Origin of the sequence: Telluribacter sp., from assembly GCF_035998675.1 — a bacterium.
Taxonomy (GTDB): Bacteria; Bacteroidota; Bacteroidia; order Cytophagales; family Spirosomataceae; genus Telluribacter.
Window position 1 is genome coordinate 71,520 of record NZ_DASYHI010000014.1, and the last position, 14,932, is coordinate 86,451.

Annotated in this window: 13 protein-coding genes; 8 read left to right on the forward strand and 5 right to left on the reverse strand. The window is 50.1% G+C overall.

The features are described from left to right. Window positions 1–112: 112 nt before the first annotated feature. From VGN67_RS06985 to VGN67_RS07005, 5 genes are all read left to right on the forward strand, one after another. Window positions 113–1,165 carry an SGNH/GDSL hydrolase family protein gene (locus VGN67_RS06985; protein WP_327486077.1) on the forward strand — a complete coding sequence of 351 codons (1,053 nt, stop codon included), beginning with the start codon at window positions 113–115 and terminating at the stop codon, window positions 1,163–1,165. Between the two features lie 161 nt (window positions 1,166–1,326). Continuing rightward, complete coding sequence (locus VGN67_RS06990; protein ID WP_327486078.1) at window positions 1,327–3,189, forward strand: carbamoyltransferase; 1,863 nt, start codon at window positions 1,327–1,329, stop codon at window positions 3,187–3,189. 63 nt (window positions 3,190–3,252) lie between these two features. Further along, window positions 3,253–4,389, forward strand: a complete 1,137-nt coding sequence (locus tag VGN67_RS06995) for an SGNH/GDSL hydrolase family protein (RefSeq protein ID WP_327486079.1) — start codon at window positions 3,253–3,255, stop codon at window positions 4,387–4,389. 53 nt (window positions 4,390–4,442) lie between these two features. Then, the gene (locus tag VGN67_RS07000; protein WP_327486080.1) at window positions 4,443–4,592 is read left to right on the forward strand and encodes a DUF5989 family protein; all 150 of its coding nucleotides are present in this window, start codon (window positions 4,443–4,445) and stop codon (window positions 4,590–4,592) included. A gap of 84 nt (window positions 4,593–4,676) precedes the next feature. Beyond that, window positions 4,677–5,045: a hypothetical protein gene (locus VGN67_RS07005; protein WP_327486081.1), complete on the forward strand. Its 369-nt coding sequence runs from the start codon at window positions 4,677–4,679 to the stop codon at window positions 5,043–5,045. A 52-nt stretch (window positions 5,046–5,097) separates the two neighbouring features. On the opposite strand, the gene VGN67_RS07010 is transcribed toward VGN67_RS07005, so the two are convergent. The 3 genes from VGN67_RS07010 to VGN67_RS07020 all read right to left on the reverse strand — a co-directional run bounded on the left by VGN67_RS07010 (window position 5,098) and on the right by VGN67_RS07020 (window position 8,252). Next, window positions 5,098–5,982, reverse strand: coding sequence for a phosphatase (locus tag VGN67_RS07010; protein ID WP_327486082.1), 885 nt, complete (start codon window positions 5,980–5,982; stop codon window positions 5,098–5,100). A gap of 118 nt (window positions 5,983–6,100) precedes the next feature. Beyond that, entirely contained in the window at window positions 6,101–7,645 is a 1,545-nt protein-coding gene (locus VGN67_RS07015; RefSeq protein WP_327486083.1) for a hypothetical protein, read from the reverse strand. Further along, window positions 7,635–8,252 carry an RNA polymerase sigma factor gene (locus VGN67_RS07020; protein ID WP_327486084.1) on the reverse strand — a complete coding sequence of 206 codons (618 nt, stop codon included), beginning with the start codon at window positions 8,250–8,252 and terminating at the stop codon, window positions 7,635–7,637. The genes VGN67_RS07015 and VGN67_RS07020 overlap by 11 nt, the downstream gene beginning before the upstream one ends. A 195-nt stretch (window positions 8,253–8,447) precedes the next feature. On the opposite strand from VGN67_RS07020, the gene VGN67_RS07025 reads away from it, so the two are divergent. Continuing rightward, window positions 8,448–9,056, forward strand: a complete 609-nt coding sequence (locus tag VGN67_RS07025) for a hypothetical protein (RefSeq protein ID WP_327486085.1) — start codon at window positions 8,448–8,450, stop codon at window positions 9,054–9,056. Window positions 9,057–9,142: 86 nt separating this feature from the next. Here the strand turns inward: VGN67_RS07025 and VGN67_RS07030 are convergent, their stop codons facing one another. Continuing rightward, complete coding sequence (locus tag VGN67_RS07030) at window positions 9,143–9,604, reverse strand: Lrp/AsnC family transcriptional regulator (protein WP_327486086.1); 462 nt, start codon at window positions 9,602–9,604, stop codon at window positions 9,143–9,145. A gap of 214 nt (window positions 9,605–9,818) precedes the next feature. Here VGN67_RS07030 and metH point away from each other — a divergent pair, with 214 nt between their 5' ends. Beyond that, entirely contained in the window at window positions 9,819–13,670 is a 3,852-nt protein-coding gene (metH, locus tag VGN67_RS07035) for a methionine synthase (RefSeq protein WP_327486087.1), read from the forward strand. A 63-nt stretch (window positions 13,671–13,733) separates the two neighbouring features. Here metH and VGN67_RS07040 read toward each other — a convergent pair whose 3' ends face one another. Beyond that, the gene (locus VGN67_RS07040; RefSeq protein ID WP_327486088.1) at window positions 13,734–14,285 is read right to left on the reverse strand and encodes a DUF6624 domain-containing protein; all 552 of its coding nucleotides are present in this window, start codon (window positions 14,283–14,285) and stop codon (window positions 13,734–13,736) included. A 150-nt stretch (window positions 14,286–14,435) separates the two neighbouring features. Here VGN67_RS07040 and VGN67_RS07045 point away from each other — a divergent pair, with 150 nt between their 5' ends. Then, window positions 14,436–14,879 carry a transcription elongation factor gene (locus VGN67_RS07045; protein WP_327486089.1) on the forward strand — a complete coding sequence of 148 codons (444 nt, stop codon included), beginning with the start codon at window positions 14,436–14,438 and terminating at the stop codon, window positions 14,877–14,879. Window positions 14,880–14,932 lie beyond the last annotated feature (53 nt).

Here is a 14,932-nt window from a genome sequence, read left to right on the forward strand (position 1 = left end):
TAGTAGGTGAGTTAAGTACAAGTTAATATTTATTTAGGGCGTAAGTGTTTGATAAATAAGGAGATGGAACTGTTCTGCCACCAAGTACTCTGTGTACTTTAAATCGAACAAAATGCCTAAAAGGGCTCTTTTCTGGATAATCCTGGTAATTATAAACCTCTGTATTATAGAGGTAAGCCTAAGAGTATTTAATTTTTTTTATCCCTCAAGCGTATTCCACGATGATTCGTATAATCAGTATCGTGGAAAGCCTCACTCTGATAATTATGGCTTTCCGTTAAACTCTAAGGGGTTCAAGGATATTGAATATAACCTCAAGAAAGATGGTACTTTTCGGATTGTGGGGATTGGCGATTCCTTTACCTTTGGGGTAGTACCTTACTCCTATAATTATTTAAAGATCCTGGAAGATTCTCTTAATGGTAGAATAAAGAAGCCCGCTATAGAAATCGTCAATATGGGGATCGCCAGTACATCTCCCCCTGATTACCTTGCAGTACTTGCTAATGAAGCACTTCCAATGCAACCCGATATGGCAATAGTGTCAGTTTTTGTTGGAAATGATATCGTTGAGAGTACTTTAAGTTCGCGAAAGCGGAAGATGTATTCCTACTTCTATTTGGCCTCAGCCCTCTATTATATTTATAAATTTACGTCAAGCATTGGAAAAGGTACCAGCTTTTCGACGTATGGAGAAGGGGCTTCCTATTGTGATACGTGTAGTACCTACAAGCCAGAAAAATATTTGGGTATAGAATCGGAGAGGTGTTACATATTTCGTAAAGATGATTTACGTTTTAAACGAGATATCGTTGATGCGCTCTACTACCTGAAAAGAATAAGTTTCTTTTGTAAAGCTAAAGGAATCAAGCTTTTAGTAGTACTTCTGCCTGATGAAATGCAGGTTAATGAAAAGCTTAGAAAAGAAGTTATGGACAATATGGTAATGGGGCCGGAAATTTGGGATAACAGCCAGCCAAACAGAGTCTTACATCAGAAACTAAGCGAAATGAAGATACCGGTAATTGACCTGTTACCAACGTTTATTGCAAATAGTAAAGATACACCAACCTATATTCCGAATGATTCTCATTGGAATATCAAAGGTCATGAAGTAGCAGCAGCAACACTTTTGAAAGTGCTACCTCAATATATTACAAATTAGCCTTTGAAAAGCCACATGCCGAAAAAAGTGTATTAAACATAGTTTTGTAAAATTTGTTTCTGATATGGAAACGGCGATTGGATTGAGAATTTTCTTCTTGCAGTAACATAAAGGTAGCCGGTATCTATACTTTAACTAAACTAAAGAATAACTTATTAACTGTGAAAATATTAGGAATCTCAGCATTCTACCACGACTCCGCAGCAGCGCTTATTGATAAAGGTGAAATCGTGGCAGCAGCCCAGGAGGAACGATTTACCCGCAAAAAACACGATCCGGGCTTTCCCTCCAACGCCGTAAAATTCTGTCTGGAGTACGGCGGATTAAATATCAATGAACTTGATGCTATTGTATTTTACGATAAGCCCTTGCTCAAATTTGAGCGCTTACTCGAAACATACTACGCTTTTGCTCCCAAAGGTATACGCTCGTTCATAACCGCAATGCCGGTTTGGATCAAGGAAAAAATGTTCCTCAAGCGACTGATCAACGAAGAGCTCGTTAAGCTGGGTTATGATAAGAAAAAACCGGTGAAGATGCTCTTCCCGGAGCACCACCTGTCGCACGCGGCCAGCGCCTACTATCCTTCTTCCTACGACAAAGCGGCTATCCTGACGGTAGATGGCGTGGGTGAATGGGCAACGGCTTCTATTTGTCTGGGCGAAGGCAAGGACCTGAGTATCCTGAAAGAACTGCGTTTTCCGCATTCGCTGGGCCTACTGTATTCGGCCTTTACTTATTTTCTGGGTTTCCGGGTTAACTCGGGCGAATACAAACTGATGGGACTAGCCCCCTACGGAAACCCCCTCTCACCGGATGTAGACCGCTACGTTGACATTATTCTTAAAGACCTGATTCAGCTCAAAGAAGACGGTTCGGTCTGGCTCGACCAGGAGTACTTCGACTACGCTACCGGCCTTACCATGGTCAATGAGCACAAGTGGGAGCAACTGTTTGGCTTTAAGAAAAGAAACCCCGAGGACAGCCTCGATCCGGAACATTGTAACCTGGGCCTCGCTATTCAGCGGGTTACCGAGGAGGCCATAGTCCGGATGGCCCGCGAAGCCAAGCGCCTCACCGGAGCCGACTACCTGTGTATGGCCGGCGGGGTAGCCCTCAACTGCGTGTCCAACGGGAAACTTCAGAAAGAAAATATCTTTAAAGAAATATTTATTCAGCCGGCTGCCGGTGACGCCGGTGGTGCTCTGGGCGCTGCCCAGGCTGCCTACCATATCTACTTCGGGCAGGAGCGCAAGGTTTCCTGGGCACCCGACGCTATGCGGGGTTCTTACCTGGGACCCACCTTCTCGGATCTGGATGTGGAACTGACGGCCAAAAAATACAAAGCCGTTTATACCTACTACGAAAATTTCAAGGACTTAAGTACCGAAGTAGCCCGCTTGCTGGCCGAAGGCAACGTAGTAGGCTGGGTACAGGGCCGGATGGAGTTTGGCCCGCGTGCGCTGGGCGGACGAAGTATCCTGGGTGACCCGCGCAACGCCGAAATGCAGAAAAAGCTGAACCTCAAAATCAAGTACCGGGAATCGTTCCGTCCGTTTGCCCCTTCGGTTCTTGCCGAGAACTGCGCCGACTACTTTGACTATGACGGTATTTCGCCCTACATGCTACTGGTACATCCGGTTGCCGAAAGCCGGCGGAAGCCACTGCCGCCCGACTATGACGCCATGGATGTGCGCGACAAGCTATACTACCTGCGTTCGGACCTGCCTTCGATTACCCATATTGACTACTCCGCGCGTATTCAGACGGTGCATAAGGAGACTAATCCCAGGTACTACCAGCTCATTGATTCGTTCAAGGAACTAACGGGTTACGGAGTTATTGTTAATACCAGCTTTAACGTACGCGGGGAACCTATTGTATGCACCCCCAATGATTCCTACCGCTGCTTTATGCGCACCGAAATGGATTACCTGGTTGTGGGGAATTACGTTTTTGATAAGCGCCAGCAACCCGAATGGCAGGAAAAAGACAACTGGCAGGAAGAGTTTGTGCTGGATTAATTAAAAGTACTAATGGGTATATCCGACCACCGTTAGCCAACCAACAGCGACTTTGACTAAACAATGACCTCCAAAATCGTTACAAGCCTGATACGAATAGGCCTTTTGGGCGTACTGTTTGTATTCCTTTTTTATCCGGAACGTTTTCAGATTGAATTTGAATATCCCGGAGCCCCCCAGAGTGACAGCTTTTCCATTCGTTTGGCCAAGACCGTATTCTGGTTACTGATCATTATCGAAATCCTGCGTATATTTTACTACGGTGTGGTAAAGAGCAAAGCAAAGGGAATACTGGCTAACATTGTAACGCTGGTGGTGCCGCTGGCCGTGGTTCTTATTTTTCTGGAAATTGTGTTCATGTACGTACCTCAGAGCCACGAGGGGGTACTGTCCAAAGCCTCCCAAATTTGGTGGGCCAAGTACTGGAAGCCCCTCAACGCGCAGGGGTACCGCGACAAGGAAATTTCTTCGGATACTACCAAAACCCAGGTACTGGTTATCGGGGATTCTTTCGCGGCCGGACACGGACTGGAAAGCCTTGACGATCGCTTTTCAAATCAGCTGGAACAAAAGCTGGGACCCGACCAGTACGACGTGTACAACCTGGGCGTTTCCGGCTCCGACACCCGCGACGAAGCGCAGCGCCTGAAGAAGTACCCGGTCAGGCCGGACGTTATTGTCCTGCAGTACTTTCCCAATGACGTCGAGAAAGTAGGGCGGGAAAAAGGGCTTTCGCTCTCCGGGGCCGAACCCTACGCCGACCTGAAAGGCCCGCTGACCACGGTAGTAAAACGATTTTATTTGCCGAACTTTGTATACTGGCAACTACCCCATACTTCGTTTAGTACATTCGAAGACTTTGTAAAACAGGCCTATACCGATACCACCGTACTCAATGCCCACCTGCGCGATTTGTCGCAGATACTGGCTTACCGCGATAGTACCGGAGCCGACATGTACGCGGTTTTTGTTCCGTTTTTGTTTCAACTGGACAAGAGCGCCCAGTACACCAAACCCGTGGAAGATTACCTGCGGGCCAACGGCGTCAACGTAGTAACCCTCACCGACGGAGTAAAGAATATTCCTGAAAAGGAGCGGGTAGTAGGCAAAAACGACGGCCACGCCGGTCCGCCTGTTAACGCCCTGATGACCCAGCGGGTCTATGAAGCCATGACAAAGAATAGAAATGTGAAACAATAAGCAGCTAATTTCTATTACCACACAAGACTTAACATCAAACTGTATTTATAACTATGGATTTTCTGAATGACTTATTTTCCTTCATGAAGGAACGCAAAAAGTGGTGGTTGGCACCGGTAATTATTGTGTTGTTGCTGATTGGTATCCTGATTGTGATTGGTGGTGGTTCGGCAGTAGCTCCGTTTATTTACACCTTGTTCTAACAAAAGTAACCCAATAGAGTACCCACCCGGAGCCGTAGCTCCGGGTATACATCTATACTATTTTCTAATCCTGAAACCAAGAGAATGACAGAAGCAGACAAAGCCAAAGCCCAGTTGGTAATCGTAACGGGGCTTTTAGTCCTGTATTTTATTTTTGAGGGCATCTATCTACTGTACGCCGCCGTTCTGATCGGAGTACTTTGCATCGCTATTCCCGTAGTGGGCGACCTGATCGTGAAGGGATGGTATAAAATTGCCGAAGTATTGGGAGCTATCAACGGACGGATACTCCTGTCGGTGGTGTTTTTTATCATCCTGTTCCCTATCGCGGTGCTATCACGGATAGGCAAGAAAAAACAAAATCCACTTTCACTGAGGCGAGAAAGCGAAAGGTCAGTATTTGCGGAGCGTAACCATCGCTACACCGCCAAGGATCTGGAGAACGTGTGGTAATAAACCTGAAAAAGGCATTGAATCCCGGATTCAATGCCTTTTTTATAGATTCTTATTTCTTCTTACGGCGGCAGCTACGCTCGTAAAGCAGCTGCAGCATTCCGTCTTTCAGGCCCACGTCGGGTACAAAAATAACCTCTGCTCCGGCCCACTTCATGGCCGACAGGTATATATCGCCCGCCGGTAGTATGACATCGGCCCGGTCGGGGTTGAGTTGTAGCTTGTTAATACGGTCTTCCAGCGAAAAATCACCGATATACTGGTGCATGCGTTCAATTTCGGCCCGGCTGGTGGAGCTTTCGGTCAGTTTGGAAGAAAGGTCAAACAACTTGTTGATGTTGCCGCCCGTACCTACGGCCTTTACCGGCTGTTGGGTGTCTACATGCTCCTCAATCCATTCCTTCATTTTTTTCCAGGACCCTTTCGATTCGGTGCCCTCCAGCAACCGCACCGATCCCAGCTTAAACGATTTGGCTTTAATCTTCTTTTTATCCGAATAGACGTTTAGCTCGGTACTACCTCCGCCTACATCAATGTGCAGGTACTGCCCTTCTCCCAGCGACTGAACCACCACATTATTTACCAGTTCAGCCTCCCGTTGCCCGTCAATTATCTGAATATGAATACCGGTTCGTTGTTCAATTCGTCCCCGTACTTCCAGGCCGTTTTCGGCTTCCCGCATGGCGGAAGTGGCGCAGGCCATATAATCATCTATTTCGTGCAGTTCCATCAGAAGCTGGTAGGCGAGCATAAGTTTCATCATGCGGTCTTCGCTGAACGAAGAAATCTGGCCTTCGGTGAACACATCGTGTCCAAGCCGGAGCGGAAAGCGTACGTATTCTACCTTCTTGAACCGAATGTTTTCCTCATCGTGCAGTACCGACGAAATCTGCATTCTGGCTCCGTTGGAACCGATATCAATGGCGGCGAATTTCAAGTGGCTCTATTTTGTGTGAAACGTGATTGAACCCCAAAAATAGAGTTTTTTATTAGAAATCACGTACTGCCGAAGCCCCATGTAAACGGAGGCAGAAACCGCCCTGTTTCAGAAGGTACTACCGGACCTTCCCAAACTGGTAGAGAATCTTGAAGCGAACGCCCAGACTTTGTTTGTCGGGGAGGTACGACCGCGGACTATCTCTCGAAATCAGGTAGGCATCAGCCTGTAACACAATAGGATTCCAGCGTTTTTCAATACCCGCCGATACCTGTACATTGGTGAAGGTCGGTGTCGGGGGAAGTATTCTTTTGGTCCAATGGTCAATCTGCTGGGTGGGTATGCGCAGGTCAAAACTAAGTACCTGACGGGTACGCACATTGAGATTGGTGCCAGCGCCGAGCAGGTAGGCAAAGTCCCGCCCCAGTTCGCCTCGGAAGGTAACACCCACCGGTACCTGTACCAGCGTAGTGCGGGTAGTTATATTAAATACCTCAAAGCTGGGCGGAATACCCCGGCCGTGCTTAGCCCGGAAATCCTGCCGCTTTTTTTCACGGAATACTTTCTCGTTAAAGTACCTTTCCTCCTGCGGTTTAAGCCAGCTGAGGCCGGTAGTTACGCTCAGGTGCCTGCCCAGCAGGATGTCGGCCCAGAGGGTAGTAGCCTTGGCGCGGGCCTCCCACTGCTGCCCCACACCTATCCGGTAAGGTACCGGCAGCTCGGGCAGGATTCGTTCCGCCTTCTGGCTTTCGGTAGGTTGGGGCGGGGCTGCTACCTTAGACGGTGGCGCAGGGAGAGGTGTTACGGCCAAAGGTCGGTTGACAGTGGCTTTGGGCATCCGGGTCGCTAGTTTGCGCCCCAGGCTGGTTCGGTTGGACAGTGGCCGGGCACGTAAAAACTCCACTGGAGCCAGCTCGGTTCGGTACTCGGGGAGGATGACAGGAGCCTGTGGGGTAGTCGGGACTTTGGCTCCTGAGGTACCCTCCACCGGGATGCCGGCCACCGGAATGCCGGCCACCAATTCTGCTAAGCTACCAGTGTTGGGAGCCGGGCGGCCGCTTGTACTTTCGGGAGCAGGAGCGGCGGACTGAGTACTACCCGGCACGGGACCGACCGGTCCGGGCAGGACTGCTTTTTCGGTTTCGGCCGGAGTGGTAGCAGCAGGAGCCGATGATTCAGCCGAAAATCCGGGCGGTTGTTCCCTGACCAGGTCGCCCGGGGGGGGCGGTAGCTCGTTGGGGGAAACCTGAGTCCGTCGGGCCGATTCCCTTTCCAGGGTCGCCAGTTCGCGCCGCTTTTCTTCAAAAAGGGTCGCTTCCGGCTGCACCGGCTTATTTTCGGATTTAAGTACGTATACCGTATCCGTTTTTTCAATGACCACGGGAGGCGCCGCCTGCTGCTGTTCCAGCGTCTTTTTCAGGGAAGCGATTTCCTGCCGGAGCTGATCGCTCTGCTGGCTCTGCTGGTGGTACAGTACCACCGTAACCAAGGCCGTGGCTCCGGCCAGAGCATAGCCTGCCCATTGTCCGTGGGTTTGCCAGAACGAAGGCGGCGCCTGCTGGCGCATGTAGGTTTGCATCTGCTGCCAGTCCTTTTCTTCAAAGTCCGGCTCAATGCTTTCTAGCTTCTTACGTAGATTTTCCTCAAATCGGTTAGTTTTCATTTTGTCTATAGGACTGTACTCCCCAATCGGTCGGAAACAGGTCGGGGTATGATCGTTTGATCAGGTGTTGTAGCCGTGCGCGCGCCCTGACGTAGTGGGAGCGCACCGTGGCCTCATTAATATCTAGCAGATCGGCTATTTCGCGGTGATTGTAGCCATCTACAACGTATAGTATAAAAACTGTTCTATATATAGGTTTAAGCTGTTGCACCAGTTCCAGAATTTCGTCAGCGGTTATTTTCTCAATAATGTTATCATCAAACTTCGGATAAGTGGCATCTTCCAGTCCCACCGTGTCGCGGGTGTACTTTACGTTTTTGCGGTAATGGCTGATGGCCGTGTTGATCAGGATGGTCCGCAGCCAGGCCTTAAAGGGTTGGCTGGGATCGTAACGGTCCAGGTGCTGAAACACTTTGAAGAAACCTTCGTTCAGGACTTCTTCGGCTTCTTCAGGGGACGAGCAGTGGCGCAGGCAAATGCTCTTGGCATAGCCAAAGTACTGCTTGAAAAGTGCCCGCTGTGCCTGCTCGCTACCCGCCAGGCACGCCCGTACGACGCTTTCGAAGTCCTCCTCTGAGAATTCTATTTTCTTTTTCCTGAAAAACAAACGGAGTAAAAGTCTATGAGCCTGGGTACTTCTTCTGATGTAACTACTACCTGTATGCTTTACTACGCTTGTATGGATAAAAATGTGGCAGTACGCCGAAAAAATATTTATTGAAAATTTTTGCCACACTTAAAATGGGGACGACGTAATGGCAAGTGAAAGTAAATTTTAAAACCTTAACATACCCCAGTTACAATGAAAAAAACTGCCTTTCTTTTCATGATGATTCTGGTGGGCTTTTTGTCGGCCTGCCAAAAGGATGCCATTGCACCCGACGAACTAACTGAGCTGGACCAGCTCACCTTGTCGGCCGCCCGCTTTGCGGTGGAGGCTGACCCCGTAACCCAAACCAAATGTAAGGGGAAGCTCACCGAAGTAGCCACGGCTGACCTGCCCGCTGCGGTAACTGCTTACATCAGCAGTACCTACGCCGGAGCCACCATCTTGTTTGCGGGTAAAGATGCCGAAGGTAAATTGGTGGTAGCCGTAAAAAAAGCAGACGGAACGCACGTAGGAGTGCTGTTTAAGGCGGATGGTACTTTTGCGCAGGAACTACAGCGTCACGGTAAAAAAGCCAAACTAACACCAGTAGAGGTAAGTGCCCTGCCGGGTAGCATTCCCGGCTATATCGGCACCAACTACAGCGGTGCCGAGATTAAGCATGCCGGTACCAACGCCGATGGCAACTACTTTGTCCATATTGTTTCCGGAGATACCAACAGGGTACTGGTTTTTGATGCTGATGGGGCATTTGTACAGGCCATGGACCGACCCATGCACGGCAAAAAGAAAAAGAAAAGATAGTAGCTACTGATTGGGCAGTACTTACTATTTCCTTTGGGGTACCTCATACGAGGTACCCTTTTTTGTTGCTTTAAAGGGCCGGGCACCTATACACTCAGCTCCGTAGAAGTCTTGATTTCACCCATCACAAACAGACTGTGGGTACTGCCGATGTTCTCAACGGAGCCCAGCTTCTGCATCAGAAACTGCTGGTACTCGGGCATATCGTTCACGACTATCTTGAGTAGAAAGTCGTAGTCGCCGGAAATATTGAAACACTCAAGTACCTCGGGTATGGCCATGACGGCCTCCACAAATCGCTCCCCAATGGCCCGCGAATGCTCTTTCAGGGCGATATTACAAAACACCATCAGCTTCTTGCCTACCTTGTCGCGGTCGACCAGCGCCACGTACTTTTTTATAACTCCCTCCTTTTCCAGCCGCCGGACCCGCTCGTACACGGGGGTATAGGACAGATTGAGCATAGCAGCCAGTTCGCGGGTTTTGAGGGTAGCATCGTTCTGAAGGAAACGCAAAATGGAGCGGTCAGTATCGTCTAAAATATGCATAGATAGAATATCTGAATAAGTTGGGAATGTACTTGCTAATTTAGATATAATAGGTACAAGAGTGGATATTTATAGATAAATAAGCTGAATTATTTTAATAAATGGAATAAAAAGTCTTTTCAGTTAAATTTGTGTACTTTAAGTATCCTTACTTTGGGTACTTTTTACATTGATGGAAAGCTCAATAAGCATTTAACTGAATAGAATGAATACTATGGCGACTGCTCTGAAAGTGGATATACGTGAAATTCTGAAAAACCGGATACTGGTGTTGGACGGGGCAATGGGTACCATGATCCAACGCTACCAGCTGGAGGACGAGGACTACCGGGGCGAACGGTTTAAAGACTGGCCACAGGACGTAAAGGGGAATAATGACCTGCTTTCGCTGACGCGTCCGGACATAATCAAAGAAATTCACGCTGCCTACTTTGAAGCCGGGGCTGATATCGCCGAAACCAATACTTTTTCGGGTACCTGGATTGCCATGGCCGACTACGGCATGGAAGAACTGGTGTATGAGCTTAACTACGAGTCGGCGCGGCTGGCCCGGGAGGTAGCCGATAAATTTACGGAGCGGGAGCCGCACAAACCACGTTTTGTATCCGGTTCAATGGGGCCCACTAACCGCACGGCCTCCCTCTCGCCCGATGTGAACAATCCCGGCTTCCGGGCTATTTCTTTTGACCAATTGGTTAACGCCTACTACGAACAGGTACACGGGCTAACCGACGGTGGGTGTGATTTGCTGTTGGTAGAGACGGTCTTTGATACCCTAAACGCCAAGGCCGCTCTGTTTGCCATTGATAAATTCTTTGAAGACGCCCGCAAAGAGATCGTTACGCCGCTTCCGTCCTGGAAGTGGGTTGACGGTCAGCCGCTGCCCATCATGGTGTCAGGTACCATTACCGATGCCTCCGGCCGTACCCTGTCCGGGCAAACCACCGAAGCTTTTCTAACGTCGGTTTCGCACCTGCCGCTGCTTTCGGTGGGGCTTAATTGCGCCCTGGGGGCTGACCTGATGCGCCCGTACGTGCAGACCTTAGCCAACGAAGCACCTTTTTATACCTCGGCTCACCCCAACGCGGGCTTACCCAACGAAATGGGCGAATACGACGAAACACCCGAACAAATGGGTGAGGTAGTAGGCGGCTTTCTGAAGGACGGTCTGGTCAATATCATTGGGGGCTGCTGCGGTACTACGCCCGCCCACATACGGGTGATCGCCAACCTGGCGGCTACCCATAAACCCCGGCAACTACCCGCCTACGACTCCAACATGAAGCTGTCGGGGCTGGAGCCGGTGAAGATTACCTCCCTGACCAACTTTGTGAATATCGGTGAGCGTTGTAACGTAACGGGTTCCAAGAAATTTGCCCGCCTTGTACGGGAGAATCAGTACGACGCGGCCCTGAGCGTGGCACGGGAGCAGGTCGAAAACGGTGCTCAGGTACTTGATGTAAATCTGGACGAAGGGATGATTGATGGGGCCGAGGCCATGAAAACCTTCCTGAACCTCATTGCCGCCGAGCCCGACATAGCCCGGGTACCCATCATGATTGACTCCTCAAAGTGGGAGGTGATCGAGGCGGGTCTGAAGTGCGTGCAGGGCAAAGCCATTGTCAACTCCATTTCCCTAAAAGAAGGAGAAGAGAAATTTAAAGAAGTTGCCCGTACCGTGTTGCGCTACGGAGCCGCTACGGTAGTCATGGCTTTTGACGAAGACGGACAGGCCGACAACTACGAGCGCCGTATTCAGATCTGCGAACGCGCCTACCGCATCCTGGTAGACGAGGTAGGCTTCCCACCCCAGGACATCATTTTTGACCCTAATATTCTCACCGTTGCTACGGGTATCGAAGAGCATAACAACTACGCCGTAGACTTTATCAACGCGGTTCGCTGGATAAAAGCTAACCTGCCGTACGCCAAGGTATCGGGCGGGGTATCCAACGTATCGTTTAGTTTCCGGGGCAATGAGCCCGTTCGTGAAGCTATTCATACCGCTTTTCTGTACCACGCCATCAAGGCTGGTCTGGACATGGGTATCGTGAACGCCGGACAAATTGGGATTTATGACGAAATACCCAAAGAAACCCTGGAGCTGGTAGAGGATGTGCTGCTCAACCGCCGCCCGGATTCCACGGAGCGTCTGGTGACCTTTGCCGAGACCATCAAGGATAAAGGCAAAACCCAGTCGGGGCCGGATCTGAGCTGGCGCGAAGCAGCGGTGAAGGAGCGTATTACCCACTCGCTGGTGAAGGGTATCGCCGACTACATAGAAGAAGACGTAGAAGAATGTCGCCACCTGTTCAGCCGCCCGCTGGAAGTGATCGAAGGTCCGCTGATGGACGGCATGAGTGTAGTAGGTGACCTGTTTGGTGAAGGGAAAATGTTCCTGCCGCAGGTAGTAAAATCGGCGCGGGTAATGAAAAAAGCCGTGGCTTACCTGCAACCCTACATTGAGGCCGACAAACAGGCCGATGCCAAGCCGGTCGGTAAAATTCTACTGGCTACTGTCAAGGGCGACGTACACGATATTGGTAAAAACATAGTAGGCGTAGTACTGGGCTGTAACAGCTACGAAATCATTGACCTGGGGGTGATGGTACCTACCGATAAAATCCTGGCGGCCGCTAAAGAGCACAACGTTGACATTATTGGTCTGTCGGGCCTCATAACGCCCTCTCTGGACGAAATGGTAGGGGTAGCCAAAGAAATGGAACGCCAGGGCTTTACCCTCCCGCTGCTGATCGGGGGCGCTACTACCTCCCGCATCCATACCGCCGTCAAGATCGACCCGCATTATTCGGGACCGGTGGTACACGTACTGGATGCGTCGCGCTCAGTACCCGTAGCCGGCAAACTGACGCAGAGCGATAAGAGCCAGGCGGAGGTACTTACAGATATAAAAGCCGAGTACGCCCAACTGCGGGAAGACCACGCGCGCCGGCAGTCGGATAAGGTACACGTACCGATTGTAGCGGCCCGCCAGAATCGGGTCAATATAGACTGGAAGGAGTACATAGCGCCTAAACCTACTTTCCTGGGTACCCGCGTGCTGGAAAACTATGATTTGGCCGAAATAGCGAAGTACATAGACTGGACGCCTTTCTTCCAGACCTGGCAGCTGCACGGCAAGTACCCTGCGATTTTTGAAGATCCGATAGTAGGAAGCGAAGCCCAGAAACTGTACGAGGACGCGGCGGTACTGCTGGGTGAAATTATCCGGGATAAATCCTTGCAGGCTAAGGCCGTAATTGGTTTCTGGCCCGCCAACGCTATCGAAGATGACATACTACTGCATAATTTCGAAGAGCAGGAGCGTGAGGTACCCTGCGAGCGGCATGGTTCTCATACCCATGTGGAATATAAGATCAGCCGCCGCCATAGCGATGAATCCGCAGCAGCCACTGATCCGCAAACCCTGGACGGCGGTGAAGTTGTAGTAGATACAATGACTGTTCTGCACCACCTGCGGCAGCAGAGCCAGAAAGCGGCTAACCTGCCCAACTACTGCCTGTCAGACTTTGTTGCGCCGCTCGAAACGGGCCATACCGACTACATAGGTGGTTTTGCGGTAACGGCCGGGCTCGGTATTGAGGCCTTGCTGGAAAAGTACGAGAGCCAGCACGACGACTACAACAGTATTATGGTGAAGTCGCTGGCCGACCGCCTGGCCGAAGCCTTTGCTGAGCTGATGCACGAGCGCGTACGGAGGGAGTTCTGGGGCTACGCGGCCGATGAAAAGCTGGATAACGAATCCCTGATTAAGGAGAAGTACCAGGGGATTCGCCCGGCTCCCGGTTATCCGGCCTGCCCCGACCATACCGAGAAAGAAACCCTGTTTAACCTGCTGGACGCGGGAAGAGCCGATATAGTACTTACCGAAAGCTTCGCCATGTACCCGGCGAGCAGCGTTAGTGGCTGGTACTTTGCCCACCCGGACAGCCGCTACTTCCCGGTCGGTAAAATCCATAAAGATCAGGTAGAAGATTACGCCCGCCGCAAGAATATGTCCGTAGAGGATATAGAAAGGTGGCTGTCGCCGGTACTGGCGTATTGAGGTGGTAGATAAGTACCTGCTACGAACAGGAGAACTTTTTACTGTTCGTAGCAGGTACTTACTTTACTGTTGCCTTGCCTGCCATTCTACCCGTTCTTTTACCCAAGCGAAGTTAGTGGAGTCCATCTCTTTTTTTTCTGCGGCTTGCTGCATCAGATCCAGGTACTTGGCTAAATAGTGTTTATCACTGCGCTGATGCCAGACAACGAGCCATGCTGCATCAGCGCCCTTCTTCCCAAACTGACTGATGGTGGGCCAGCCTACTTCTTCGATAATTTTATCCAGTAAAGTACGATTCGCAGCATCGCAAGCTCCCATCCTCTGGGTGTAAAAGCGTCTTCTCTCAGGTCTATTCTGGTTTTGTAGACTGTCCCGGTACCGCTGGTCTACTTCGTACATTTCGTGGAGTAAGTCCTTTATCTCCTCCTGAGATTTATCTTTAACCGAAATGGATGGATCAATATCCGTGTAAAGAAGTCTGGGTAATAAGGTCGAAGTAGTAGTCTGGGCACCACTTTGAGTGCCTGTTGGGAGAGTTTTTTCGCCTTCCGGAGCCGAGGTACAATAAGTAACAGCTAGAGAAAGAGCTACTAATGCAACTTTTATTTTGTTCATTTATAGAAGGAGTTAAGTGCTATAATAGTCTGGCTTGGAAGTAGTAAAATGAAGAAAGAATAAAAGTACTTACTTTCAAAGTTGTATATCCTACTGTGCCTTTATGAGATGAATTAATTCTTACTGTAGGAATAATATATTGGATTGAATATGAAACAACAACTGATCACTCATCTCAAAACCCAGCTCGACGAGCGGATGGCGGTATCCTGGCAGGCGATGGAAGCCGCGCAGGCCTCGGCCAATGAACAAAGCAAAAGCTCGGTGGGCGATAAGTACGAAACCGCTCGGGCTATGGGTCAACTCGACCGGGACATGTACGCCCGCCAGTACGAGCAGGCCCGGCAGGAGCGGCAGGTACTGAACCGTATCAACGAAACCGAGGTACTTACCCGCGTAGCCTTAGGTAGTCTGGTCAGAACTACGGCCGGCCCCTTCTTTGTGGCCGTGAGCGTGGGGCCGGTAACGCTGGAAGGTACTACCGTCATGGCCGTATCGCTGGCTTCACCCATTGGCAGACTACTGATGGGAAAGGGAGTAGGGGAAAGCTTCCAATTCCAGGGAAAGACGCACAAGATAGAAGCTATTGAATAAAAAAGAGGCAACTCCCCATAGGAGCCGCCTCAACTAATAACTACTGGCTACAA